The sequence below is a fragment of the Enterobacter cloacae complex sp. IR5422 genome, assembly GCF_049238165.1.
GTDB classification, from domain to species: Bacteria; Pseudomonadota; Gammaproteobacteria; order Enterobacterales; family Enterobacteriaceae; genus Enterobacter; species Enterobacter roggenkampii.
Map to the genome: position 1 here is coordinate 1 of NZ_JBMKHT010000059.1, position 24358 is coordinate 24358.

24 protein-coding genes, 2 tRNA genes and 1 other annotated feature are annotated in these 24358 nt (G+C 53.7%); of the genes, 13 read left to right on the forward strand and 13 right to left on the reverse strand.

What is annotated here, in order from left to right:
• Positions 1 to 344 precede the first annotated feature (344 nt).
• From ACOTXT_RS20240 to ugd, 3 genes are all read left to right on the forward strand, one after another.
• Complete coding sequence (locus ACOTXT_RS20240) at positions 345 to 1925, forward strand: hypothetical protein (RefSeq protein ID WP_421625424.1); 1581 nt, start codon at positions 345 to 347, stop codon at positions 1923 to 1925.
• 119 nt (positions 1926 to 2044) lie between these two features.
• Entirely contained in the window at positions 2045 to 3451 is a 1407-nt protein-coding gene (gene gndA, locus ACOTXT_RS20245) for an NADP-dependent phosphogluconate dehydrogenase (protein WP_055321234.1), read from the forward strand.
• A gap of 231 nt (positions 3452 to 3682) precedes the next feature.
• Positions 3683 to 4849 (forward strand): UDP-glucose 6-dehydrogenase, encoded by a 1167-nt coding sequence (gene ugd / locus ACOTXT_RS20250; protein ID WP_021241437.1) that lies wholly within the window; start codon positions 3683 to 3685, stop codon positions 4847 to 4849.
• A 51-nt stretch (positions 4850 to 4900) separates the two neighbouring features.
• On the opposite strand, the gene ACOTXT_RS20255 is transcribed toward ugd, so the two are convergent.
• The 10 genes from ACOTXT_RS20255 to hisL form a co-directional block, all read right to left on the reverse strand.
• Entirely contained in the window at positions 4901 to 5905 is a 1005-nt protein-coding gene (locus ACOTXT_RS20255) for an NAD-dependent epimerase (RefSeq protein WP_055321233.1), read from the reverse strand.
• A gap of 142 nt (positions 5906 to 6047) precedes the next feature.
• On the reverse strand, positions 6048 to 6659 hold the full coding sequence (hisIE, locus tag ACOTXT_RS20260; protein ID WP_023325611.1) for a bifunctional phosphoribosyl-AMP cyclohydrolase/phosphoribosyl-ATP diphosphatase HisIE: 612 nt from the start codon (positions 6657 to 6659) through the stop codon (positions 6048 to 6050).
• A complete protein-coding gene (hisF, locus tag ACOTXT_RS20265; RefSeq protein WP_055321232.1) occupies positions 6653 to 7429 on the reverse strand; it encodes an imidazole glycerol phosphate synthase subunit HisF in 777 nt (258 codons plus the stop codon). The genes hisIE and hisF overlap by 7 nt, the downstream gene beginning before the upstream one ends.
• Positions 7411 to 8148, reverse strand: a complete 738-nt coding sequence (hisA, locus tag ACOTXT_RS20270) for a 1-(5-phosphoribosyl)-5-[(5-phosphoribosylamino)methylideneamino]imidazole-4-carboxamide isomerase (protein ID WP_055321231.1) — start codon at positions 8146 to 8148, stop codon at positions 7411 to 7413. Before hisA ends, hisF begins: the two co-directional genes overlap by 19 nt.
• Positions 8148 to 8738 carry an imidazole glycerol phosphate synthase subunit HisH gene (gene hisH, locus ACOTXT_RS20275; RefSeq protein WP_021241433.1) on the reverse strand — a complete coding sequence of 197 codons (591 nt, stop codon included), beginning with the start codon at positions 8736 to 8738 and terminating at the stop codon, positions 8148 to 8150. The genes hisA and hisH overlap by 1 nt, the downstream gene beginning before the upstream one ends.
• Positions 8738 to 9805, reverse strand: a complete 1068-nt coding sequence (gene hisB, locus ACOTXT_RS20280) for a bifunctional histidinol-phosphatase/imidazoleglycerol-phosphate dehydratase HisB (RefSeq protein ID WP_023344483.1) — start codon at positions 9803 to 9805, stop codon at positions 8738 to 8740. The genes hisH and hisB overlap by 1 nt, the downstream gene beginning before the upstream one ends.
• Entirely contained in the window at positions 9802 to 10863 is a 1062-nt protein-coding gene (hisC, locus tag ACOTXT_RS20285) for a histidinol-phosphate transaminase (protein WP_023325608.1), read from the reverse strand. The genes hisB and hisC overlap by 4 nt, the downstream gene beginning before the upstream one ends.
• On the reverse strand, positions 10860 to 12164 hold the full coding sequence (hisD, locus tag ACOTXT_RS20290) for a histidinol dehydrogenase (RefSeq protein WP_055321253.1): 1305 nt from the start codon (positions 12162 to 12164) through the stop codon (positions 10860 to 10862). The genes hisC and hisD overlap by 4 nt, the downstream gene beginning before the upstream one ends.
• 5 nt (positions 12165 to 12169) lie before the next feature.
• A complete protein-coding gene (hisG, locus tag ACOTXT_RS20295; RefSeq protein ID WP_000886595.1) occupies positions 12170 to 13069 on the reverse strand; it encodes an ATP phosphoribosyltransferase in 900 nt (299 codons plus the stop codon).
• A gap of 45 nt (positions 13070 to 13114) precedes the next feature.
• Positions 13115 to 13238, reverse strand: a sequence feature (His leader region).
• Positions 13214 to 13264 carry a his operon leader peptide gene (gene hisL, locus ACOTXT_RS20300; protein WP_001364200.1) on the reverse strand — a complete coding sequence of 17 codons (51 nt, stop codon included), beginning with the start codon at positions 13262 to 13264 and terminating at the stop codon, positions 13214 to 13216. It overlaps the preceding feature by 25 nt.
• A gap of 175 nt (positions 13265 to 13439) precedes the next feature.
• Here hisL and ACOTXT_RS20305 point away from each other — a divergent pair, with 175 nt between their 5' ends.
• The 4 genes from ACOTXT_RS20305 to plaP all read left to right on the forward strand — a co-directional run bounded on the left by ACOTXT_RS20305 (position 13440) and on the right by plaP (position 16865).
• Positions 13440 to 14264: an SDR family oxidoreductase gene (locus ACOTXT_RS20305; protein ID WP_023344481.1), complete on the forward strand. Its 825-nt coding sequence runs from the start codon at positions 13440 to 13442 to the stop codon at positions 14262 to 14264.
• A gap of 41 nt (positions 14265 to 14305) precedes the next feature.
• Entirely contained in the window at positions 14306 to 15235 is a 930-nt protein-coding gene (locus tag ACOTXT_RS20310; protein WP_021241428.1) for a LysR substrate-binding domain-containing protein, read from the forward strand.
• Positions 15236 to 15454: 219 nt separating this feature from the next.
• Entirely contained in the window at positions 15455 to 15517 is a 63-nt protein-coding gene (yoeI, locus tag ACOTXT_RS20315; RefSeq protein ID WP_100245854.1) for a membrane protein YoeI, read from the forward strand.
• The gene (gene plaP / locus ACOTXT_RS20320) at positions 15507 to 16865 is read left to right on the forward strand and encodes a putrescine/proton symporter PlaP (RefSeq protein WP_008499462.1); all 1359 of its coding nucleotides are present in this window, start codon (positions 15507 to 15509) and stop codon (positions 16863 to 16865) included. The genes yoeI and plaP overlap by 11 nt, the downstream gene beginning before the upstream one ends.
• Before the next feature lie 122 nt (positions 16866 to 16987).
• Here the strand turns inward: plaP and sbcB are convergent, their stop codons facing one another.
• On the reverse strand, positions 16988 to 18424 hold the full coding sequence (gene sbcB / locus ACOTXT_RS20325; protein ID WP_369796356.1) for an exodeoxyribonuclease I: 1437 nt from the start codon (positions 18422 to 18424) through the stop codon (positions 16988 to 16990).
• Between the two features lie 198 nt (positions 18425 to 18622).
• Between sbcB and dacD the strand changes: the two genes are divergently transcribed.
• The 4 genes from dacD to ACOTXT_RS20345 all read left to right on the forward strand — a co-directional run bounded on the left by dacD (position 18623) and on the right by ACOTXT_RS20345 (position 22027).
• The gene (dacD, locus tag ACOTXT_RS20330; protein ID WP_008499464.1) at positions 18623 to 19789 is read left to right on the forward strand and encodes a serine-type D-Ala-D-Ala carboxypeptidase DacD; all 1167 of its coding nucleotides are present in this window, start codon (positions 18623 to 18625) and stop codon (positions 19787 to 19789) included.
• Between the two features lie 119 nt (positions 19790 to 19908).
• The gene (gene sbmC / locus ACOTXT_RS20335; protein ID WP_008499465.1) at positions 19909 to 20382 is read left to right on the forward strand and encodes a DNA gyrase inhibitor SbmC; all 474 of its coding nucleotides are present in this window, start codon (positions 19909 to 19911) and stop codon (positions 20380 to 20382) included.
• A 92-nt stretch (positions 20383 to 20474) separates the two neighbouring features.
• Positions 20475 to 21533: an FUSC family protein gene (locus tag ACOTXT_RS20340; protein ID WP_008499466.1), complete on the forward strand. Its 1059-nt coding sequence runs from the start codon at positions 20475 to 20477 to the stop codon at positions 21531 to 21533.
• Between the two features lie 158 nt (positions 21534 to 21691).
• The gene (locus ACOTXT_RS20345) at positions 21692 to 22027 is read left to right on the forward strand and encodes a DUF496 family protein (RefSeq protein ID WP_008499467.1); all 336 of its coding nucleotides are present in this window, start codon (positions 21692 to 21694) and stop codon (positions 22025 to 22027) included.
• Between the two features lie 47 nt (positions 22028 to 22074).
• Here the strand turns inward: ACOTXT_RS20345 and ACOTXT_RS20350 are convergent, their stop codons facing one another.
• Together ACOTXT_RS20350 and ACOTXT_RS20355 are read right to left on the reverse strand one after the other, a co-directional pair.
• A complete protein-coding gene (locus ACOTXT_RS20350; RefSeq protein ID WP_032675151.1) occupies positions 22075 to 22410 on the reverse strand; it encodes a gamma-glutamylcyclotransferase family protein in 336 nt (111 codons plus the stop codon).
• 53 nt (positions 22411 to 22463) lie between these two features.
• A tRNA-Asn gene (locus ACOTXT_RS20355) sits at positions 22464 to 22539 on the reverse strand.
• Positions 22540 to 22701: 162 nt separating this feature from the next.
• On the opposite strand from ACOTXT_RS20355, the gene emmdR reads away from it, so the two are divergent.
• Positions 22702 to 24156, forward strand: a complete 1455-nt coding sequence (gene emmdR / locus ACOTXT_RS20360) for a multidrug efflux MATE transporter EmmdR (RefSeq protein WP_021241423.1) — start codon at positions 22702 to 22704, stop codon at positions 24154 to 24156.
• A gap of 103 nt (positions 24157 to 24259) precedes the next feature.
• Positions 24260 to 24335: transfer RNA gene (locus ACOTXT_RS20365), tRNA-Asn, on the forward strand.
• The last annotated feature ends 23 nt before the right edge of the window (positions 24336 to 24358 follow it).

Consider the following 24358-nt stretch of genomic DNA (forward strand, 5'->3'; position numbering starts at 1 on the left):
GGTCTGGCGGCGTTTACTGGAAAACTCACTGTCGGCAAAAGTCAGTTGCTGGCTCATCCGGTTACTCATTCTGGGTTCAGGTTACAACACGATGATCTCACATCTCGGACTTATTCGCACCTTCCTTTGATCTCGATAATAGCTCTGATATCTTTTCTTATTTTGATGGGTTAACTGAAGATAAAATTGCACATGCTGAAGTAATATCCTTTGATTTCTTTGATACATTATTCTCTCGGCCGCTAGCAGATCCGGAAGACGCTTTTGATATACTAGGAGAAAAACTTAATATTAAAGATTTCAGAGCAAGAAGGCAGGATGCTCAAACTAAAGCATTTCGTACGATGAAAAAAAACAATCGTAAAGAAATTACTATTGCAGATATATATGCCGAGTTTTCTGAAAAGGAACATGATAGTAAAGTATTATGTGAGGCTGAATATCAGCTTGAATTAAGCCTTGTAGAACCCAACCCTGTAATATTTTCTTTTTTTAAAAGACTTATCGCTTCCGGAAAAAAAGTAGTTGTGACTTCTGATATGTATCTTCCGGCTACCTTTTTTAAGGATGCCCTTGAAAAATATGGAGTTACAGGAATCGATGTGTTTAGTTCCGCTGATGAGAATGCTACAAAAAGAGACACGGGTGAACTCTTTGATATTCTTATTAAGAAGCTAAAAGTATTGCCGGATAAAGTGATACATCTTGGCGATAATCATACTTCAGATTATGTTCGTCCTAAAGAAAAGGGATTAGAGGCATTTTATTATTTATCGCATTATGCAGACACTTTATCAAAAGGTTTACCATTATCAGTTTCAATTGCTCAGGGCTTAGTAAAACACCATTCTGGATGCAATGTTCTTGATAGTTATAAAAGCCTTGGATTTATTTATGGCGGTACAGTTGCAGTAGGATTTCTTTCCTGGATAATCGGGAAGATTAAAGAACATAGTATTGATCACGTGCTATTTTTATCACGAGATGGATACATCATGAAAAAAATGGTAGAACAAGATGGCAGCTGTAATTTAGTAAAGTCTGATTATTTTTATGGGTCTCGCACAAGTCTTACATTATCAACAATAAATGATGAGAATTTTGTAGAATATTTACCCTTTCTACTTTCTGGAGCCGAAGGGTTACAGCCTCGCGAACTTCTTGAGCGTATTGGCGTAACACCCCCAGATGAAAGTGTGATGGCATCATTTGGACTCTCTGCTAATAAGGTACTGACCCCTGAGTTCTTTCCATTAATGTCTCAGTTTTTATTTGCTTACCGTTGGCAAATTTTGCAGGTTTGTCGCAGAAATCGACGGGGATTGTATTCTTATATTAAAAGTGTTGGTATCAAAGCTGGTGATAAAATTGCTTTGGTTGACGTCGGGTGGAGTGGGACTACCCAAGAAGCTTTTTATACTGCCATCAAAGACATTATTGATGTTGAAATTCATGGTTATTACTTTTGCCTCGCTAATACTGAAGAAAGGAAACGTCGTAGCCGTTTCCTAAATATGTATGCGATGTATGAAAATGCTAACTGTGATTCAACTATTGTTGATGCAATCTATGAGAACAGAGTTGTTGTTGAATTATTCTTTTCCGCACCTCATTCCTCGATAATTGGCTATGATGTAGATCCTTTTGAACCTATTCAGGATGAAGGTCGTGGATTAAGCAATACAATGTCACAGTGTGTTGCTGAAATTTGCGAAGGTAGCTTGTTATTTGCTCGAAAATATAAAAAGTTTTGCGAACAACTACAGTTTAATCTGACACCTTATGAACTTACGAATTCTATGGTTGAATTAGCAACGACGAAAAAATGGAACAATTTTACTAGTATAACAACTGTGTCAAATTTCGACGCTTGGGGCAGCTCACGATTAAAGGCACTATGCGCTGCTGACTACCTGGGTGTTTAATTTTTTATCGAAAAATGCATTAATCTCATTCACTAGTTGTTTAGGTTGCTAGCGTCCAGTTAAACTAGTTATACATAAACCCACTAATGATGGGTTACCACACCTGACAGGAGTATGTAATGTCTAAGCAACAAATCGGCGTTGTCGGTATGGCAGTGATGGGGCGCAACCTGGCGCTCAACATCGAAAGCCGTGGTTATACCGTCTCCGTTTTCAACCGCTCCCGTGATAAGACCGAAGAAGTCATTGCCGAGAACCCAGGCAAGAAACTGGTTCCTTTCTATACGGTGAAAGAGTTCGTTGAGTCTCTGGAAACGCCTCGTCGTATCCTGTTAATGGTGAAAGCAGGCGCAGGTACCGATGCAGCTATCGACTCCCTGAAGCCTTACCTCGAAAAAGGTGACATCATCATTGATGGCGGTAACACCTTCTTCCAGGACACCATTCGTCGTAACCGTGAACTGTCTGCTGAAGGTTTCAACTTCATCGGTACCGGTGTATCCGGTGGCGAAGAGGGCGCGCTGAAAGGCCCATCCATCATGCCTGGCGGCCAGAAAGAAGCGTACGAACTGGTTGCGCCTATTCTGACCAAAATCGCTGCTGTTGCAGAAGATGGCGAGCCGTGCGTGACCTATATCGGTGCGGACGGTGCGGGTCACTATGTGAAAATGGTGCACAACGGTATTGAATACGGCGATATGCAGCTGATTGCTGAAGCCTACTCCTTGCTGAAAGGTGGCTTGAACCTTTCTAACGAAGAGCTGGCTGAAACCTTCACTGAATGGAATAAAGGCGAGCTGAACAGCTACCTGATCGACATCACCAAAGATATCTTCACGAAGAAAGATGAAGAGGGGAAATACCTGGTTGATGTGATTCTGGATGAAGCGGCAAACAAAGGCACCGGTAAATGGACCAGCCAGAGCTCTCTGGATCTGGGCGAACCGCTGTCTCTGATCACCGAATCTGTCTTCGCGCGTTACATCTCTTCTCTGAAAGAGCAGCGCGTCGCGGCATCTAAAGTACTGTCTGGCCCACAGGCTAAACCAGCAGGTGATAAAGCCGAGTTCATTGAAAAAGTGCGTCGTGCACTGTACCTGGGTAAAATCGTTTCTTACGCGCAGGGCTTCTCTCAGCTGCGTGCGGCATCAGACGAGAACAACTGGGATCTGAACTACGGTGAGATTGCGAAGATCTTCCGTGCGGGCTGTATCATTCGCGCGCAGTTCCTGCAGAAAATCACCGATGCTTATGCTGAAAACGCCGGTATCGCCAACCTGCTGCTGGCACCGTACTTCAAGAAGATTGCGGACGAATATCAGCAGGCGCTGCGTGACGTGGTTGCCTACGCTGTCCAGAACGGCATCCCGGTTCCGACCTTCTCTGCGGCAGTAGCCTACTACGATAGCTATCGTGCTGCGGTACTGCCGGCTAACCTCATTCAGGCTCAGCGTGATTATTTCGGTGCGCATACCTATAAGCGCACTGATAAAGAAGGTGTGTTCCACACGGAATGGCTGGACTAATCTGATTTAGCCTCAGGTTATTATATAAACCCGGAGATATTCTCCGGGTTTTTTTTCATCAAAATTACAACCATATATTCGAAGTAGTCTGAATGTTGTACCTGGAAGGGCTATTCCTGAGGCTTCGCCTTGACACTCCCACAAGGCAGGAGGTAAAAAGCCCTACAGTTATTGATTATCATGATGGCCCTGCGGTCATCTCTACAGCTCACTTACAGAAGTTATTCGCGAATGAAAATAACAATTTCCGGTACAGGTTATGTAGGTCTCTCCAACGGTATTCTGATTGCTCAGAACCACGAAGTGGTTGCGCTGGATATCGTGCAGGCTAAAGTGGACATGCTTAACAAGAAGCAGTCCCCGATTGTAGATAAAGAGATTGAAGAGTATCTGGCAACGAAGCCGCTAAACTTCCGCGCAACCACCGACAAGCAGGATGCTTACCGTGGGGCGGACTATGTGATTATCGCCACACCGACCGACTATGATCCTAAAACCAACTACTTCAACACCTCGAGCGTTGAGTCGGTTATCCGCGATGTTACGGAAATCAACCCGAACGCGGTGATGATCATTAAATCCACCATCCCGGTTGGTTTTACCCAGTCCGTTAAAGAAAAATACGGCATTGATAATGTCATCTTCTCCCCGGAGTTTCTCCGTGAAGGGCGCGCGCTGTACGATAACCTGAACCCATCACGTATCGTTATTGGTGAGCGTTCAGAGCGCGCCGAGCGGTTTGCCGCGCTGCTCCAGGAAGGGGCGACCAAAAAAGATATCCCGACGCTGTTTACCGATTCGACCGAAGCGGAAGCCATCAAGCTTTTTGCTAACACGTATCTTGCCATGCGTGTGGCATATTTTAACGAGCTGGACAGCTATGCAGAGAGCCTGGGGTTGAATAGCCGTCAAATTATCGAAGGCGTTTGTCTGGATCCACGTATCGGCAATCATTATAACAACCCGTCGTTTGGCTATGGCGGTTACTGCCTGCCGAAAGATACTAAGCAGCTGCTGGCTAACTATCAGTCTGTTCCTAACAACATCATCTCGGCGATTGTTGATGCTAACCGGACGCGCAAAGATTTTGTTGCTGATTCAATCCTTTCCCGTCAGCCGAAAGTGGTGGGCGTCTATCGCCTGATTATGAAAAGTGGTTCAGATAACTTCCGTGCCTCTTCCATTCAGGGCATCATGAAGCGCATTAAGGCCAAGGGTGTACAGGTCATAATTTATGAACCGGTAATGAAGGAAGATGAGTTCTTCCATTCCCGCGTGGTGCGCGATCTGGATGCATTCAAGAAAGAGGCGGACGTGATCATCTCTAACCGCATGGCGGAAGAGCTGGCGGACGTTGCGGATAAAGTGTATACCCGCGATTTGTTCGGTAGCGACTGAATAGTGTTCGTAACAAATAAAAAACCCGGCGCATTCGCCGGGTTTTGTTTTTTAGACCTTGTAGAAATTACGATACCAGTCCACAAAATTCTTCACGCCTTCCTTCACCGACGTCTGCGGCTTAAAGCCAATGACGTCATACAGCGCCGTGGTATCCGCGCTCGTTTCCAGCACGTCACCAGGTTGAACAGGCATCATATTTTTCTCTGCTTCTTTGCCTAACGCCTCTTCCAGCGCGGTGATGTAATCCATCAGCTCCACGGGCGCACTGTTGCCAATGTTGTAAACGCGATACGGGGCAGAGCTGGTCGCCGGGGAGCCTGTTTCAACGGTCCAGTTCGCATCGGCCTGAGGGATAACGTCCTGCAGACGGATTATGGCTTCGGCAATATCATCGATATAGGTAAAATCGCGCTTCATCTTGCCGTAGTTGTAAACGTCGATGCTTTTACCTTCGATCATCGCCTTGGTAAATTTGAACAGCGCCATATCAGGTCGGCCCCATGGCCCATACACGGTGAAAAAGCGCAGGCCGGTTGTCGGCAGATTGTACAAATGAGAGTAGGTGTGCGACATCAGTTCGTTGGATTTTTTCGTCGCGGCATACAAGGAAACCGGGTGATCAACCGAGTCATTGGTGGAGAACGGCATCTTCCGGTTCAGGCCGTAAACAGAGCTGGAAGAAGCATACAGTAAATGCTGCACCTTATTGTGTCGGCAGCCTTCCAGTACGTTGAGATGGCCAATAAGGTTTGATTGCGCGTAAGCGTGCGGATTTTCAAGAGAGTAACGTACGCCAGCCTGCGCGGCGAGGTGGATCACGCGGTCAAATTTCTCAGTAGCAAACAGCGAGGCCATCCCTTCGCGATCCGCCAGATCCAGCTTATGGAAAGTGAAATTGTCGGACGTAAGCAGATCCAGTCGTGCTTGTTTCAGATTGACATCGTAATAGTCATTAAGGTTATCAATTCCTACAACCTGATGTCCTGCCTGCAAAAGGCGCTCGCTGACGTGGAAACCGATAAAGCCGGCAGCGCCGGTGACCAGAAATTTCATCTTCAACCTCAATGTTAAATGAGTAACTCTTAACGCATAAAATCGTGCGTTACACTATCGGCTGATGATACCCGCTCGCGGAAGGAATGATAACTGCTTTATTAAAGGAAAAGGGGAGGCGCGAGCTCCCCCGGTAGGGTGTTTATTTATGTCTTTTACGTAAATTCTCAATCACCGCCGTCAAATCCAGCGCCTGATCCTGCAGCAGCACCAGCAGGTGATACATCAAGTCAGACGCTTCGTTCGTCAGCTCCTCACGGTCATGCACGGTCGCGGCCAGCGCCGTCTCAACGCCTTCTTCACCCACCTTCTGCGCAATACGCTTGGTTCCGCTGGCGTACAGCTTCGCGGTATAAGAACTCTCCGGATCCGCCGATTTACGCTCCGCCAGCAGCTGCTCCAGTTGGTACAGGAACAGCCACTGGTGACTCGCCTCTCCAAAGCAGCTGCTGGTGCCCTTATGGCAGGTCGGACCGATGGGGTTTGCCAGTACCAGCAGGGTGTCGTTATCGCAGTCCGGCGTAATGCTTACTACATTCAGGAAATGGCCCGAGGTTTCGCCTTTGGTCCACAGGCGCTCTTTCGTGCGGGAGTAAAACGTCACTTTGCCACTGTCGATCGTTTTCGCCAGCGCGTCCTGGTTCATATAGCCCAGCATCAGCACTTCGCCTGAGACGGCATGCTGGACAACCACCGGCAGTAATCCGTCCGTTTTTTTCCAGTCCAGCTGCGCCTGTTGTTGCTCTGTTAACATACCCTGATCTCCACGCCCTGGTCGGCCAGGTACGTTTTTAACTCACCAATATTAATAATCTGTTTGTGGAACACGGAAGCGGCCAGCGCGCCGTCCACGTTCGCATCGCGGAAGGCTTCGAGGAAGTGTTCCATGGTGCCCGCGCCGCCGGAGGCAATCAGCGGAACGTGGCAGACCTCACGGACTTTTTTCAGCTGCTCGAGGTCATACCCGTTACGCACGCCGTCCTGGTTCATCATGTTTAGCACAATCTCGCCCGCGCCACACTTCTGCACTTCCTGCACCCAGTCGAGCGTTTCCCACTGCGTCACGCGCGTGCGGCTTTCATCCCCCGTGTACTGGTTGACGTGATACTTGCCCGTTGCGGCGTCATACCAGGTGTCGATCCCAACCACAATACACTGCACGCCAAAACGATCGGCGAGGCGGGTGATCAGCTCCGGGTCGGCCAGGGCAGGAGAGTTGATGGAAATCTTGTCGGCACCAAATGAGAGAATTTTGGCGGCGTCGTCGGCGGACTTAATCCCGCCCGCCACGCAGAACGGAATATCGATCACTTCCGCCACGCGAGCGACCCAGCTTTTGTCGACTACGCGGCCATCGCTGGACGCGGTAATATCGTAGAACACCAGCTCATCTGCGCCTTCATCGGCATAGCGTTTTGCCAGCGGAACGATGTCGCCAATGATCTCGTGGTTGCGGAACTGCACGCCTTTCACGACCTGGCCGTCACGCACGTCCAGGCAAGGGATTATCCGTTTTGCCAGCATTGAATCGCCTCCGTCACCGTAAATTTACCTTCCAGCAGGGCCCGGCCCACAATCACGCCCTTCACGCCGGTTCCGCGCAGCGCAGCGATATCGGCTAAGTCACCGATGCCGCCAGATGACTGGAACGCCACCTGCGGATAACGGGCGCAAACTTCTTCATATAAAGAAACGTTGGAACCCGCCAGCGTGCCGTCACGGGAGATATCCGTGCACAGCACGTGCTTGAGGCCAACGGGCAGATAGGTATCAACTAGCGCCTCCAGCGTCACGCCGGAGTTTTCCTGCCAGCCGCTGACCGCCACCTGTTTATTACCCTGTTCGTCAATGCGCACGTCCAGCGCCAGCACCAGTGCGTCGGCGCCAAAGCGGCGGAACCAGCCCTTCACCGTCTCAGGATCTTTGACGGCGGTTGAACCGACCACCACGCGCGCCACGCCCGCGTCCAGCAGCGCCGCCACGTCATCTTCCGTACGCACGCCGCCGCCGACCTGTACCAGCACATCAACACCGGCAACCAGATTTTTAAGCAGCGGGATCTGGCGCTTCGCCGGGTCTTTCGCGCCCGTTAAATCCACCAGATGCAGCACCTGTGCACCCTGGGCGGCATACTCCTGCAGGCGCGGCAGCGGATCGTTTCCGTAGTCGCGCTGTTGACCGTAATCGCCCTGATGAAGACGGACAACCGTGCCGTCAATTAAATCTAACGCGGGAATAATCATCACATCTCCAGGAAGTTTTTCAGCAGCTGCGCGCCCGCGGCGCCAGATCGCTCCGGGTGGAACTGTACGCCGAAGAAATTGTCTTTCTGCACCGCCGCGGTAAACGCCTCGCCGTAAGTGCACTGGGCGATGGTATTGACGTTCACCGGCATGGCGTAACTGTGCACGAAGTAAAAATACGCACCGTCTTCAATGCCGCGAAACAGCCTGTCGCCCGCTTTGGCGTACACGCGGTTCCAGCCCATATGCGGCAGAGGCAGACCGTGGTCGGTCATCTTCGGCACGTCTTCGTCGATAATGCCCAGCAGGTCAACGCCGTTGCTCTCTTCGCTTCGACGGCCCAGGATCTGCATACCCAGGCAAATGCCCAGCACCGGTTGGGTACAGGCTTTGATCAGATCGACCAGCTCGCGCTCGCGAATCTGATCCATCGCCGCCTGCGCAGTGCCCACGCCCGGCAGAAATAACTTGTCGGCACGCAGCACCACGTCCGGGTCACGGCTGACCACCGGTTCGTAGCCGTGGCGGGTGATGGCCGACTTTACGGAGTTGAGGTTGGCGCATCCGGTATCCAGAATCACCACGTTCATTACAGCACTCCTTTTGATGAGGGCAGGGCGTCGCCTTCCACGCGAATTGCCTGGCGCAGCGTGCGGCCGAAGGCCTTGAAGAGACTCTCCACGCGGTGGTGGTCGTTCTTGCCTTTGGTCTTGAGGTGCAGCGTCAGGCCCATGGTGTAGGACAATGAACGGAAGAAGTGCTCCACCATTTCGGTGCTCAGATCGCCCACGCGCTGGTAATTGAAGTCTGCTTTGTATTCCAGGTGCGGACGACCGGAGATATCCATCGCGCAGCGCGCCAGACACTCGTCCATCGGCAGGACAAAGCCAAAACGGTTGATACCGCGTTTATCGCCGAGCGCCAGCTTAAGGGCTTCACCCAGCGCCAGGCCGGTATCTTCCACGGTGTGGTGATCGTCAATATAGAGGTCGCCTTTTACCGCGATCTCCATGCGGAAACCGCCGTGGGTGGCAATCTGGTCCAGCATGTGGTCGAAGAAACCCACGCCAGTGTGGATCTTGCTGCCCCCTTCGCGGTCCAGCCAGACCTTCACATCAATTTGCGTCTCTTTGGTGTTGCGTTCAACGTGCGAGTAGCGGTCACGTTTTGTCAGCTGTTCGCCAATCATCGCCCAGTTAAGGTTGTTGCGGTCATAGCGCAGCCCAGCGATGCCCATGTTCTCCGCCAGCGTAATATCGGTGATGCGATCGCCGATAACATAGCTGTTGGTCTTATCCAGCACATCCTCTGCCAGATAGCGCTCGACCAGCTTCACCTTTGGCTTACGGCAGTCACACTCATCGGCTGGCATGTGCGGGCAAATCAGCACTTCATCAAACACCACGCCCTGCGAGGTCAGCACCTGCATCATCAGATTATGCGGGCCGTCAAAGTCTGCCTGCGGGAAGCTGTCGGTACCCAGACCGTCCTGGTTGGTGATCATCACCAGCTTGTACCCGGCTTTTTGCAGCTTGAGCAGCACCGGGATCACGTCAGGTTCAAACGCCAGCTTGTCGAATCGGTCGACCTGAAAATCAGCTGGTGGCTCCGAAATAAGGGTGCCGTCACGATCGATGAAAAGGATCTTCTGGGTCATACTTTCTCCGCTTTCAGGGCGTCAATCACGCGCTGGCTCTCTGCACGGGTGCCGACGGTAATGCGCAGGCAGCCACTCAGAGAAGGTTGTTTATTCTGGTCTCGTAAGATAATGCCCTGATCCCATAAAGATTTAAATACGGCGCTGGAGGCGGTAAAGCGCACCAGGATGTAGTTGGTTTCTGAGTCGAACACCTGTTCCACGCACGGGATATCCTTCAGGGCGGTCACCAGGTACTGACGTTCCTCCAGGATTTGCGCCACGCGCTCGCGCATCGCGTTAATCCCCTGAGGCGTCAGCGCCTGTGCCGCAATATCGGCAACCGGCGTCGAGAGGGGGTACGGGGCGATCACCTTCAGCAGCAGGTCGATGACCTCTTTATTTGCCAGCGTGAATCCGCAGCGCAGACCCGCGAGAGCAAAGGCTTTTGACAGCGTACGCAGTACCACCAGGTGCGGGTACTCTTCCAGCCAGCCAGCCAGCGTCGCCTGCGGGCAGAACTCGATGTAGGCTTCGTCCGCGACCACCAGGGCTTTTCCGCGCGTCATCTCCAGCAGGGTACGGATATCCTGCGGGTTAATAATCTGCCCGGTCGGGTTGTTCGGGCTGCAAACAAACACCACTTTTACGCCTTCGAGATTGTCGGCAATCCCCTGCAGATCCAGCTGCCAGTTCTCCAGTGAGAGCACGTTGCGGCACGCCACCCCGAAGGTTTCCGCGCTGACGCTGTACATGCCGTAGGTCGGCTGGCAGTACATTACCGCGTCTTTGCCCGGCTCGCAGAAGGCGCGGATCAGCAGTTCAATGCCCTCATCCGCACCGCGACTGACCAGCACCTGCTCTGGCTTCACGCCAGCGTACTGCGCGTAGTTTTCAATAACCGCCTTCGGCTGACATTCCGGATAGCGGTTCAGCGTCTGCTGCGACAGCTCAAACTGCACCGCCGTTGGATATTCGTTGGCGTTCAGCCAGACATCCCCTTTACCGCCCAGACGACGCGCAGACTGGTAAGGCGTCAGGCGACGGACATTTTCGCGGGCTAATTCTTCAATGTTCATGCTTGCTCCTTCAGGGCTGCAACGCGCAGCGTAACGGCGTTTTTGTGAGCGGTCAGGCGCTCGGCGGCGGCCAGGGTTTCAATAGTGGACGCCAGTGAGGCAAACCCTTCGCGGGAGAGTTCCTGCACGGTCATGCGTTTCTGGAAATCCGCCAGTCCCAGGCTGGAACAGGTTGAGGTATAACCATACGTTGGCAGTACGTGGTTGGTGCCGGAGGCGTAATCGCCCGCGGATTCCGGTGACCAGTCGCCGAGGAACACCGAGCCCGCGCTGGTAATGCTGTCGACCAGATCGCGCGCATTGCGGGTCTGAATAATCAGGTGCTCCGGACCGTACTGGTTAGAAATGGCAATGCACTGCTCGAGATCGCGCGCCACAATCAGTCGGCTGGCCGCTAACGCCTGGCGTGCCGTGTCGGCGCGGGGCAGGTCGGCAAGCTGACGCTCCACGGCTTCACCCACGCGTTTCGCCATATCGGCATCCGGCGTCAGCAGGATGACCTGCGAGTCCGGGCCGTGTTCCGCCTGTGAAAGCAGGTCAGACGCGACGAAATCTGGCGTTGCGCCGCTGTCGGCAATCACCAGCACCTCAGACGGGCCGGCAGGCATATCGATGGCCGCGCCGTCCAGACGCTGGCTGACCTGACGCTTAGCCTCGGTCACATACGCATTGCCCGGGCCAAAGATTTTGTCGACCTTGGGAATGGATTCCGTGCCGAATGCCAGGGCGGATATCGCCTGCGCGCCGCCCACTTTATAGACCGCCTGCACGCCGCACAGCTTCGCCGCGTAAAGGATCTCGTCGGCAATCGGGGGCGGTGAGCACAGCACCACTTTCTGACACCCGGCAATGCGTGCGGGAGTCGCCAGCATTAGCACGGTGGAGAAAAGCGGGGCAGAGCCGCCGGGAATATAGAGGCCGACGGACGCAACCGGGCGCGTCACCTGCTGGCAACGCACGCCGGGCAGGGTTTCGACATCCACGGTCTGCAGCTTTTGCGCGGTGTGGAAGGTATCAATGTTTTTCACCGCGACGGCCATCGCCTGCTTGATGTCATCCCCCAGGCGATTGCTGGCATCAATGATTTCCTGCTCGGTAACCTCTAATGCGCCGACGTCCGTCTTATCAAACTTCGCGCTGTATTCACGCAACGCGTCATCGCCGCGGGCTTTGACGTTATCCAGGATCTCCGCCACGGTACATGAGATGCTCTCGGAAGCGGAAATCGCCGGGCGCATCAGCAGCTCGCGCTGCTGTGCGTCGCTACAGGTATTCCAGTCGATGATTGTGTTAAAGCTCATGGCCATTACTCCATCATCTTCTCAATCGGCAGCACCAGGATGGAGCTTGCGCCCAGTGCCTTCAGTTTTTCCATGGTTTCCCAGAACAGGGTTTCGCTGCTCACCATGTGCATCGCCACGCGCTGCTGATCGCCTGCCAGCGGCAGGATGGTTGGGCGCTCGGCGCCCGGCAGCAGGGCAATCACTTCATCCAGACGCTCGGTTGGGGCGTGCATCATGATGTATTTGGATTCACGTGCCTGAATCACGCCCTGAATGCGGGTCAGCAGCTTGTCGATCAGCTGCTGCTTAGCGTCGGCCATCTCTCCGTCACGCTGGATCAGGCACGCTTTGGAGCGGTAGATCACCTCCACTTCGCGCAGACCGTTCGCTTCCAGCGTCGCGCCGGTAGAGACCAGGTCACAGATGGCGTCCGCCAGACCCGCACGCGGCGCCACTTCAACAGAACCGTTCAGCAGACAGGATTTAAACTGCACGCCTTTCTGATCCAGATAGCGCTTTAACAGGTGAGGGTAGGAGGTGGCGATACGTTTGCCGTTCAGCGCGGCCGGGCCGTCCCAGGCTTCATCAACCGGCGTCGCCAGCGACAGGCGGCAGCCGCCGAAGTCCAGACGACGCAGGGTGAAGTAACGCGGGTCTTCGCCCTGCGCGCGGCGGGTCAGCAGCTCTTCTTCCAGCACGTTTTCGCCGATGATGCCGAGGTCAACGACGCCATCCATCACCAGGCCGGGAATATCGTCATCACGCACGCGGAGAATGTCGATGGGCATGTTTTCAGCCAGAGCAATCAGGCGCTGGGTGTGCAGGTTGATTTTAATCCCGCAGCGGGCCAGCAGTTCGCGTGAATCGTCACTCAAACGGCCTGATTTTTGAATAGCTATGCGTAAACGTGAGTTATCTAACATTCTTTATTCCTCGTTAACCTGTTTTAACCTGTCTGAATTCGGTCCAAAAAAAAGCCCCCGGAAGAAGATCTTCCGGGGGCTTTTTCATGCGTTCATGCACCACTGGAAGATCCAAACGTCTTCCAGCACGCATCGCCTGAAAGACTAGTCAGGATGATGGTGATGATGGTGGTGTTTAAATTGAACGCGTGTCATATAAATTCTCGATGAATGCTTATTCATTTGATGTCTTTTAACCTAAACCAGTTGTGCGACATATTGCAAGGGCTTTTTTTGATCATTAATTCATTTCATATTGATGCTATGAATTGTGTGTTCTGCCGGGCTGGCGTAGCCTTATGAAAGACGAGTGAGAGTCAGGAGAATTCGCATGAAAAAGGTCGCGATTGTCGGTTTAGGATGGCTGGGAATGCCGCTGGCGATGTCATTAGCCGCGAAAGGCTGGCAGGTGACCGGGAGCAAGACCACCCGAGATGGGGTTGAAGCGGCGCGCATGTGCGGTATTGAGGGCGTTGAACTGCGTCTGGAGCCAGAACTGGTGTGTGATGCGGACGATCTGGACACGCTGATGAACGTCGATGCGCTGGTGATTACGCTACCCGCGCGGCGCAGCGGCCCGGGTGAATCATTTTATCTGCAGGCGATGCAGGAGATAGTCGACAGCGCGCTGGCGCATCACGTACCGCGCATTGTTTTCACCAGCTCGACGTCGGTCTATGGCGATGCTGAAGGCGTAGTGAAAGAGACCTCCGAGCGCCGTCCCGTTACCGCGAGCGGTCAGGTCCTGAAAGAGCTGGAAGACTGGCTACACAATCTTCCCGGCACGCAGGTCGATATCGTTCGTCTGGCGGGGCTGGTGGGCCCTGGCCGCCATCCGGGACGCTTCTTTGCCGGAAAGACTGCGCCAGACGGCCAGCATGGCGTGAATCTTGTCCATCTTGAGGATGTTATTGGCGCAATTGAGCTACTCTTACAGGCTCCGAAAGGCGGACACATCTATAATATATGTGCACCGACTCATCCGGCGCGCAGCACCTTTTACCCGCTGATGGCACGTCAGCTGGGCCTGGCTCCGCCGGTCTTTGGTGAGGCAAAAGATGGCAGTAAAGGCAAAATTGTTGATGGCAATCGCATTTGTCATGAGCTGGGGTTTGAGTATCAGTATCCCGATCCGCTGGTGATGCCCATGGAATAAGTTCCGCAGCGGAGACGATCGCACACCAGAAGGGGGCGAGCATGAAACCGCTGCTGGATGTTCTTATTATTCTGGATGCACTGGAAAAAGAGGGGAGCTTTGCCGCTGCGTCGGCAAAGCTCTACAAAACCCCTTCGGCCCTGAGCTATACCGTCCAAAAACTGGAAAGCGACCTCAATATCCAGATCCTCGATCGCTCCGGGCACCGCGCACGCTTTACCCGCACCGGACAGATGCTGCTGGAAAAAGGCCGCGAAGTCCTCCATACCGTTCGTGAACTCGAAAAACAGGCCGTCAAACTGCATCAGGGATGGGAAAACGAGCTGGTGATTGGGGTGGATGACACCTTTCCTTTTTCTCTCCTGACGCCGCTGATTGAAATGTTTTACCAACATCACAGCGTCACCCGGCTTATTTTCATCAACGGCGTGCTGGGCGGTTCCTGGGATGCCTTAACCCAGGGCAGGGCGGACATTTTTGTCGGTGCATTGCATGAGCCTCCCCAACTCAGTGAATTTGGTTTTGCCCGTCTTGGCGTGCTGGAGCAGGTATTTGCCGTGGCGCCTCATCATCCGCTGGCTCAGGAGCCCGAGCCGCTTAACCGCCGCGTGATTAAAGGCTACCGCGCGATTGTAGTGGGTGACAGCTCTCGCCCGGAATGTGCGGTCTCCTCGCAACTGCTTGACGAGCAGGAAGCGATTACCGTTTTCGACTTTAAAACCAAGCTTGAGCTGCAAATTAGCGGTCTGGGCTGCGGCTATTTACCCCGCTATTTGGCGCAGCGCTTTATTGACAGCGGTGCGCTTGTTGAAAAACAGGTACTTGCTCAAAACAGCCATGAATCGGTGTGGGTGGGCTGGAATGAACAGACCGCCGGGCTGGCAAGTGCCTGGTGGCGGGACGAAATTTTAGCAAATAGTGCTATCGCTGCTGTATATGCTCAGGGCAGCGTCGAGAAATCAGCCAGTTAGCAAAAAGAAAATGACCCGGTGCGTTGCAAAGTATTGCCTTTTGTATCCGATGTGGGGCAAAATGCCGCCGCTGCAACCAAATGAATAATCGACGATATAAAAGGCGTCGGTTATTTTTTTTTGCATGTACGAAACGAAACTAAAAACCAAGAGGCCGGGCTTCGTACCGGATAGATATTTACTAAAATCCGACAGTTGTTGTCGCTGAGGAAGAAAGAAATGGGGCAATTTTTCGCTTACGTGGCGGTTATCACCGTAAAGGAGATTAACTATGTCGCATAACGCAACTCCAAACACCTCTCGCGTGGAATTACGTAAAACACTTACGTTGATTCCGGTTGTTATGATGGGCCTGGCCTATATGCAACCGATGACGCTGTTTGATACATTCGGTATCGTATCAGGCCTCACAGACGGTCATGTGCCAACGGCATATGGCTTCGCGCTGATTGCGATCCTCTTTACCGCGCTGAGCTACGGTAAACTGGTGCGTCGCTATCCGTCTGCGGGTTCCGCCTACACCTATGCCCAGAAATCCATCAGCCCGACGGTTGGCTTTATGGTGGGCTGGTCTTCGCTGCTCGACTATCTGTTCGCGCCGATGATCAACATTCTGCTGGCAAAAATCTATTTTGAAGCGCTGGTGCCGTCGATTCCATCCTGGATGTTCGTTGTGGCGCTGGTGGCCTTTATGACGGCCTTTAACCTGCGCAGCATCAAGTCTGTCGCCAACTTTAACTCCGTTATCGTTGTGCTTCAGGTTGTCCTGATTGCGGTTATTCTTGGCATGGTGATTTACGGCGTATTCCACGGCGAAGGCGCGGGCACCCTGGCGAGCAGCAAGCCGTTCTGGTCTGGTGATGCGCATGTTATCCCGATGATTACCGGGGCAACCATTCTGTGCTTCTCCTTTACCGGTTTTGACGGGATCAGCAACCTGTCTGAAGAAACCAAAGATGCAGAGCGCGTAATTCCTCGTGCCATCTTCCTGACGGCGCTGATTGGCGGTCTGATCTTTATTTTCTCGACCTATTTCCTGCAGCTGTACTTCCCGGATATCTCTCGCTTCAAGGATCCGGATGCGTCTCAGCCGGAAATTATGCTGTACGTGGCGGGTAAAGCGTTCCAGGTCGGCGCGCTGATCTTCTCCACCATCACCGTACTGGCGTCCGGTATGGCCGCGCATGCAGGCGTTGCGCGTCTGATGTACGTAATGGGCCGCGATGGCGTATTCCCGAAAAGCTTCTTCGGCTACGTGCATCCAACCTGGCGTACCCCGGCGATGAACATTATCCTGGTCGGTGCGATCGCGCTTCTGGCGATTAACTTTGACCTGGTGATGGCAACGGCGCTGATTAACTTCGGTGCGCTGGTGGCGTTCACCTTTGTTAACCTGTCGGTGATCTCTCAGTTCTGGATCCGTGAAAAGCGTAACAAGACGCTGAAAGATCACTTCCAGTATCTGTTCCTGCCGATGTGCGGTGCCCTGACCGTGGGCGCGCTGTGGGTTAACCTGGAAGAGAGCTCGATGGTGCTTGGCCTGATTTGGGCGGGTATCGGTCTGGTTTACCTGGCCTGCGTCACGAAGAGCTTCCGTAACCCGGTTCCGCAGTACGAAGACGTCGCGTAAGACTATGTCGGGTGGCGGCTATGCCTTACCCGACCTACATACCCCGTAGGCCCGCGTAAGCGCCGCCCCACCGGGCAAAAAAAAGCCGGAGACATCGCCTCCGGCTTTTTTATACCCATCGATCAAACTATCTCTTGCGCGTACTGGAACAGGGATTTCAGAAGCGCCTGTTTCTCAGCATTCCCTTCATACTGGCCGTAAAGCATCTCCAGCTCCTGTGCATAGCTGTGCAGGTACTCTGGCGTAAACACGTTGCGACGATGCTGCAGCCAGCGTTCCTGCTCGGCTTCATCCAGCGTGCCGGGGTAATTACGCGCGCGGTAGTTAAACATCAGCTTTTCGATGCGCTTATCGGCGAAGGTGATATCCAGCGCCGGTAAGTTGCGCGGCTCTGTTTGCAGAACGATATTCATGGCCGCGCGATCGGCATCGCTGAAGAAACCGTTATAGAGTTGGGCGTCCACGTTTTCAGACGGCACGAACGGCTCGGCTTCAGCAAAAATGGCCACGACTTTCTCGCGCACCTGCGGATTTTCACGCAGCACTTTGAGATTATCGAGGCAGTGCTGGCGGTTAATGCCCAGCCTGTCAGCATCTTCCGGGCGCAGCGTATTCGCCTGCGCCAGGACCGGGCATTTATTGATATGCACCAGTTTGACCGGCACCGCCGGCAGATCGCCGAGCTCGTTTTTCGGGGTATAAAGCCGTTCGCGTAGGGTATCGCTGTCGAGTTCAAGCAGCGGTGAAATATCGCCCGCCAGGTCCACCATGATGACCGCATTACGGTTGTCCGGATGCCAGGCCAGCGGCGCAACCCAGCTGGTATTGCCGCGCCAGGCGCCAAACATGCCGGAAATATGCACCAGAGGTTTCATCTGCGGTACGTCGATAAGGGTCATAAGCTTCTGCTTGCTTCGGTGGCTCAGCAGATATTCAAACAGCCGGGGCTGTGCGGTTTTAACCAGCTTCGCCATGGCAATGGTGGCATAGACGTCCGCCATCGCGTCGTGGGCATTGCTGTGCTCAATGCCGTTGGCGCGCGTCAGGTGTTCCAGCCGGAAGCTGGTCAGCCCTTCCTCATTTTCCGGCCAGTGAATGCCCTCAGGACGCAGGGCGTAGCAGGCGCGCATGATGTCGAGCAAATCCCAGCGCGAATTGCGGTTCTGCCAGCTCCAGGCATAGGGATCGTAGAAGTTACGATAGAAGATGTTGCGCGTCACTTCGTCATCGAAGCGGATGTTGTTGTAACCGACCACGCAGGTGTTGGGGACGGTAAACAAGTCGTGGATGCGTCGGGCGAATTCTGCCTCGTTAACGCCTTTTTCCCGCGCTTCCTGCGGGGTGATCCCGGTGACCATGACCGCGCCGGGCTGCGGCAGGTAATCATCCGCCGGCTTGCAGTAAAAGACCTCAGGCTCGCCGATGATGTTGAATTCGTCGTCGGTACGGATGGCGGCAAACTGCGCCGGTCGGTCCAGCGCCGGATGCGTGCCAAAGGTTTCGTAGTCGTGGAACAAAAAAGTCGGGCGAGCGGCAGAGTCAGACACCAGTAATACCATCCTGTTAAAAAATGACGTCACTATGGTAAACGATCGTGCGGGTCAGACCGAATAAAAAGCACCGCCGCGTCGCAAATTTGCGCGCCAGCTTCAGAGAAAAATCTGCGTTCTGTCACATTTTTTTGCAATTAAGCCAGGTAACGACATCAGAACTCCCGTAAAAAGGTCATCGATTTTTAATGACCTGAGGATATACCGTTGAAACGCCGTCTGTTTATTGCTGTTTCTTTACTCGCTTCGAGTGTCTCATCTGCTTTTGCGGCCGAACCACTGGATTTTTCGCCGCAGCCTCCGGCCATTCAGGCTGGCTCCTGGGTGCTGATGGATTACACGACTGGTCAGATTTTAACGGCGGGCAACGAACATCAACAACGTAATCCGGCGAGCCTGACCAAGCTGATGACGGGTTATGTGGTGGATCGGGCCATTGATAGCCACCGCATTACCCCGGATGACATCGTCACCGTAGGGCGCGATGCGTGGGCAAAAGGGAACCCGGTGTTTGACGGTTCGTCGCTGATGTTCCTGAAGGAGGGCGATCGCGTCACCGTGCGCGATCTGAGCCGCGGCCTGATTGTCGATTCCGGCAACGACGCCTGCGTGGCGCTGGCCGATCACGTGGCGGGCGGGCAGCCGCAGTTCGTGAAGATGATGAACGACTATGTGCAGAAGCTGAACCTGCGTGATACCCACTTCGAAACCGTCCACGGGCTGGACGCGCCGGGCCAGCATAGCTCGGCGTATGACCTGGCCGTTCTCTCCCGGGCCATTATCCACGGTGAGCCCGAGTTTTATCATATGTACAGCGAAAAGAGCCTGACCTGGAACGGGATCACCCAGCAGAACCGTAACGGCCTGCTGTGGGATAAGACCATGAACGTAGACGGGCTGAAAACGGGGCATACCTCGGGGGCCGGCTTTAACCTGATTGCGTCTGCTGTTGACGGTCAGCGTCGTTTGATTGCCGTTGTAATGGGAGCGGACAGCCCGAAAGGGCGTGAGGACCAGGCCCGAAAACTGCTGCACTGGGGGCAGCAGAATTTCGATACGGTGCAGATCCTGCATAACGGAAAAAAAGTGGGAACGGAGCGCATCTGGTACGGCGACAAGGAGCAGGTAAAACTGGGCACCGACCAGGACTTCTGGCTGGCCTTGCCGAAAGCGGAGGTGCCCAACATCAAAGCCAAATACGTGCTGGATAAAAAAGAGCTGGAAGCGCCGATTGCCGCGCATCAGCGTGTCGGGGAGATCCAGCTTTACGATCGTGACAAGGTGGTAGCCCACTGGCCGCTGGTCACGCTGGAAGCCGTTGATAAAGGCGGCCTGTTCTCTCGTCTGAGCGATTATCTGCATCACACGCTTTAACCGCCGATGAGCAGACTGGCAGGGTTGCGAGTCTGCTCACATAATAAACACTCCTCGTTTGCTGATAATGATAATCCAGTTTTATAGTGTATAAATATACAGTGATAAACGGAGGCAGTATGGACTACAGCATTACGCAGCAACAGAAACGTAAGATTGCCGGTTTTCATTTGGTCGGTCCGTGGGAGCACACGGTAAAACAGGGCTTTGAACAGCTGGTCATGTGGGTCGACGGGCGTCACATTGAGCCGCTGGAGTGGGTGGCGGTCTACTACGATAACCCCGATGAGGTCCCGGCCGAAAAACTGCGCTGCGATACGGCCGTTACCGTACCGGACGATTTTGTGATCCCGGAAAACAGCGAAGGCGTCATGATGACGGAAATCGCGGGAGGGGATTATGCCGTGGCGACGGCGCGTGTGGAAAACTACGACTTTGCCACGCCGTGGTATCAGTTCTTCAATTCCCTGCTGCAGGACAATAAGTATCAGATGGCGCTCAAACCCTGCTTCGAGCGCTACCTGAATGACGGCAACGCGGACGGCTACTGGGATATTGAAATGTATATCGCGGTAGAGCACAAACCGGTTTAGGCCTGCTGAATAAAGGGTTTTTCAGCCGGGACCGTTCCGCCCGGCTGAAAACACAGTACAATTGTGATTTGCCGTGTAGCTGGAGAGCGGGTGTGCGTCCCGACAAATCATTAACCCCTTTTGAAATTCGGTTGTATAAACACTACCGTGTGGTGCACGGGTGTCGCATCGCGCTGGCATTCGTATTGACGTTTGTCCTGGTCCGCTTGCTGGAGGTTCCGGAAGGGACGTGGCCGCTGATCACGCTGGTGGTGGTGATGGGGCCCATCTCGTTTTGGGGCAACGTTGTCCCGCGCGCCTTCGAGCGTATTGGCGGGACCGTGTTAGGTTCGGCCCTGGGGCTAATCGCCCTGAAGCTGGAGCTTATCTCGTTCCCGGTCATGCTGATATGGTGCGGTGCCGCCATGTTCCTGTGCGGCTGGCTGGCGTTGGGCAAGCGTCCTTATCAGGCGCTGCTGATTGGTATCACGCTCGCGGTGGTGGTCGGCGCACCCGCCGGGGATATGACCACGGCGCTGTGGCGAAGCGGGGATGTCATTCTGGGTTCACTGCTCGCCATGCTGTTTACCGGCATCTGGCCGCAGCGGGCTTTTCTGCACTGGCGTATCCAGATGGCCAACTATGTCACCGCGTTTAACCGCGTCTATCAGGCCGGTTTTTCCCCTAATCTGGTTGAACGCCCCCGGCTGGAAAAGCATCTGCAAACCATCCTCAACGACGTGGTCAAAATGCGCGGCCTGATCACGCCCGCCAGCAAAGAGACCCATATTCAGAAAGCGATTTTCGAAGCCATCCAGACGGTAAGCCGCAACCTGGTGTGCATGCTTGAACTGCAAATCAACGCGCACTGGGCCTCTCGCCCGAGCCATCTGTTGATGCTTAACGCGCAGACCCTCAAAGAGACCCAGCAGATGACGCAGCAAACGCTGTTGACCATCGCTCATGCGCTCTACGAAGGTAACCCGCAGCCGATACTGGCAAACAGCGAGCGGCTGAATGAGATCGTTGCGGAGCTGAAGCAGTTAATCAATGAGCGGCAGGGCGATAACGTGGCGGAAACGCCCATTCATGGTTATGTCTGGCTGAGTATGGAACTGGCGCGACAGCTTGAACTGCTATCGCATCTGATTTGTCGGGCGCTGCGCAAATAAAACGCGGATGTGACGCCTGCTGCTTCGATTCAGCAGCAATTGGGGTTATGATAGGTTTAAACGATATACTCATTGTCATTCGCAGCCGCTGTCAGTAAGGTTATTGTTACAACGGTTGCTTTAACGAATCCGAATCTCACATTATCAGGGGTGTAAAAATGGAAACTACCAAGCCTTCGTTCCAGGATGTTCTGGAATTCGTCCGCCTGTTCCGCCGCAAAAACAAGCTGCAGCGTGAAATCCAGGACGTTGAGAAGAAGATCCGTGACAACCAGAAACGTGTTCTGCTGCTCGACAACCTGAGCGACTACATCAAGCCAGGCATGAGCGTTGAAGCTATTCAGGGCATCATCGCAAGCATGAAGAGCGACTATGAAGACCGTGTTGATGATTACATCATCAAAAACGCTGAACTGTCCAAAGAGCGTCGCGACATCTCTAAGAAGCTGAAAGTGATGGGCGAAATCAAAAACGGCGAAGCAAAAAGCGAGTAATCGCAGCGAATCGTGAAAAAGGCTCTCTGGTGACAGAGAGCCTTTTTTTATGACTCAGAATGTGGCTGTAGCTGATAAATCCAGGCTTGAACCTGCTTGCCTTCAGAGGTGGTCACCGTGACCTCAACCCGGTCATAGCCGTCTTCAAACTCATCCAGCATTTGCCAGTGTGCGGAAAGGTTATCAGAGATAAACAGATAGCCTTCGACGCGGGGGCCATCGGGGTGGAGGACAATCCCGGGAAAGTCTGCCGCCGCACCCCAGCCGCGTTCGTAGAACGTACCGGAGACGAAACCGGCCAGCCATTCACCGCCGATGTTTTCAAGGATATGCGCATTAGAATGGCCCGGGCGCAGCGTGCCGTAGACAAACAGAGCGTTCATTTTCCCTCATCCGCAAAGCAAAAAGCCTGCTTTAAAAGCAGGCTTTTTAAATTTGGCTCCTCTGACTGGACTCGAACCAGTGACATACGGATTAACAGTCCGCCGTTCTACCGACTGAACTACAGAGGAATCGTTGTGGAGGCTTATCTTAGCGGCGAAAAAACTTTTGTCAAACCTGATCTTATGGAAAATCGACTGATTGCTGATTCTGTCGTCAGTTTGTTGTAATTCCACACATCTTTTTTCAGGAAAATACTTTGCAGGATTAGCATTTCTCCCCCATCATTTGAAATGGAGTTTCAACTTTTCTCGCTAAGGTCCATTTTGAACGTCACTGCCTCCTTACGCCAGGCGATCGCGCGCACGCCATGGTATGCAAAACGTAAAAGCTATCGTGTCCTGTTCTGGCGTGAAATCACCCCTCTTGCTGTGCCTATCTTCCTGGAAAATACCTGCGTTCTGCTGATGGGAGTACTGAGCACCTTCCTGGTGAGCTGGCTGGGGAAAGAGGCGATGGCGGGGGTCGGGCTGGCGGACAGCTTTAACATGGTGGTGATGTCATTTTTTGCTGCCATCGATCTCGGGACGACGGTGGTGGTGGCTTTTAGCCTCGGCAAGCTCGATCCCAAACGTGCGCGCGAGGCAGCCCGCCAGTCGCTGATGATCATGACTGTCTTTTCGATTGTTCTGGCGGCGGTGATTCACTATTTCGGTAAAGAGATTATCGATTTTGTCGCCGGGGAAGCCACGAACGAGGTTAAAGACCTGGCGCTGACCTATCTGGAGATGACCGTCATCAGCTATCCGGCGGCGGCTATCGCCCTGATTGGCAGCGGCGCGCTGCGCGGGGCAGGTAACACCAAAATTCCGCTCCTGATCAACGGCGGAATGAATATCCTGAATATCATCATCAGCAGCGTGCTGATCTACGGCGTGTTCTCGTGGGACGGGCTGGGGTTCGTCGGCGCCGGACTGGGGCTAACCATTTCACGCTATATCGGTGCGGCGGCGATTATCGGCGTGCTGATGGCGGGGATCACCCCCTCGCTGCGCCTCACGCTGAAGAGCTATTTCCGCCCCTTTAACTTCGCCATTATCTGGGAAGTGATGGGGATCGGCATTCCCGCCAGTATTGAGTCGGTGCTGTTTAACGGCGGGAAGCTGCTGACGCAGATGTTTGTCGCCGGGATGGGCACCGACGTTATCGCCGGTAACTTCATCGCCTTTTCTATCGCCTCGCTGATTAACCTGCCGGGTAACGCGCTGGGTTCGGCCTCGACTATCATTACCGGAAAACGGCTCGGGAAAGGGCAGATCGGCCAGGCTGAGCGGCAGCTGCGCCACGTTTTCTGGCTGTCGACCATTGGACTGACCGTGATTGCCTGGGGAACGGCGCCGTTTGCCGGGCTGATGGCCTCGTTCTATACCCACGAAGAGGACGTTAAAGAGGTCGTTAAAATCCTCATCTGGCTCAATGCGGCCTTTATGCCCATCTGGGCGGCCTCATGGGTACTGCCAGCCGGGCTGAAGGGCGCGCGTGACGCCCGCTTTGCGATGTGGGTGTCGATGCTCGGCATGTGGGGATGTCGCGTTGTGGCGGGGTATACGCTCGGGGTGATGCTCGGATGGGGCGTAGTCGGCGTCTGGCTGGGTATGTTCCTGGACTGGGCCGTACGGGGCGCGCTGTTCTACTGGCGCATGGTCAGCGGGCGCTGGCTGTGGAAATACCCGCGGAAAAATGCCTGACAATTGCGCGAAGTGGAGAATAAATCGGCAAACGATCGGAAATATGCATTCTGCCTTTGACATCATGGGGGAGCATCGATAATATGCGCCCCGTTCACACGATTCCTCTGTAGTTCAGTCGGTAGAACGGCGGACTGTTAATCCGTATGTCACTGGTTCGAGTCCAGTCAGAGGAGCCAAATTTGAAAAGCCTGCTTTTAAA

Bases quoted from the DNA above. Each gene is read 5' to 3' on its own strand.
- ACOTXT_RS20240 (WP_421625424.1), top strand. From the start codon at position 345: ATGAAAAAAAACAATCGTAAAGAAATTACTATTGCAGATATATATGCC.
- gndA (WP_055321234.1), top strand. From the start codon at position 2,045: ATGTCTAAGCAACAAATCGGCGTTGTCGGTATGGCAGTGATGGGGCGC.
- ugd (WP_021241437.1), top strand. From the start codon at position 3,683: ATGAAAATAACAATTTCCGGTACAGGTTATGTAGGTCTCTCCAACGGT.
- ACOTXT_RS20255 (WP_055321233.1), bottom strand. From the start codon at position 5,905: ATGAAATTTCTGGTCACCGGCGCTGCCGGCTTTATCGGTTTCCACGTC.
- hisIE (WP_023325611.1), bottom strand. From the start codon at position 6,659: ATGTTAACAGAGCAACAACAGGCGCAGCTGGACTGGAAAAAAACGGAC.
- hisF (WP_055321232.1), bottom strand. From the start codon at position 7,429: ATGCTGGCAAAACGGATAATCCCTTGCCTGGACGTGCGTGACGGCCAG.
- hisA (WP_055321231.1), bottom strand. From the start codon at position 8,148: ATGATTATTCCCGCGTTAGATTTAATTGACGGCACGGTTGTCCGTCTT.
- hisH (WP_021241433.1), bottom strand. From the start codon at position 8,738: ATGAACGTGGTGATTCTGGATACCGGATGCGCCAACCTCAACTCCGTA.
- hisB (WP_023344483.1), bottom strand. From the start codon at position 9,805: ATGACCCAGAAGATCCTTTTCATCGATCGTGACGGCACCCTTATTTCG.
- hisC (WP_023325608.1), bottom strand. From the start codon at position 10,863: ATGAACATTGAAGAATTAGCCCGCGAAAATGTCCGTCGCCTGACGCCT.
- hisD (WP_055321253.1), bottom strand. From the start codon at position 12,164: ATGAGCTTTAACACAATCATCGACTGGAATACCTGTAGCGACGCACAG.
- hisG (WP_000886595.1), bottom strand. From the start codon at position 13,069: ATGTTAGATAACTCACGTTTACGCATAGCTATTCAAAAATCAGGCCGT.
- ACOTXT_RS20305 (WP_023344481.1), top strand. From the start codon at position 13,440: ATGAAAAAGGTCGCGATTGTCGGTTTAGGATGGCTGGGAATGCCGCTG.
- ACOTXT_RS20310 (WP_021241428.1), top strand. From the start codon at position 14,306: ATGAAACCGCTGCTGGATGTTCTTATTATTCTGGATGCACTGGAAAAA.
- plaP (WP_008499462.1), top strand. From the start codon at position 15,507: ATGTCGCATAACGCAACTCCAAACACCTCTCGCGTGGAATTACGTAAA.
- sbcB (WP_369796356.1), bottom strand. From the start codon at position 18,424: ATGGTATTACTGGTGTCTGACTCTGCCGCTCGCCCGACTTTTTTGTTC.
- sbmC (WP_008499465.1), top strand. From the start codon at position 19,909: ATGGACTACAGCATTACGCAGCAACAGAAACGTAAGATTGCCGGTTTT.
- ACOTXT_RS20345 (WP_008499467.1), top strand. From the start codon at position 21,692: ATGGAAACTACCAAGCCTTCGTTCCAGGATGTTCTGGAATTCGTCCGC.
- ACOTXT_RS20350 (WP_032675151.1), bottom strand. From the start codon at position 22,410: ATGAACGCTCTGTTTGTCTACGGCACGCTGCGCCCGGGCCATTCTAAT.
- emmdR (WP_021241423.1), top strand. From the start codon at position 22,702: ATGGAGTTTCAACTTTTCTCGCTAAGGTCCATTTTGAACGTCACTGCC.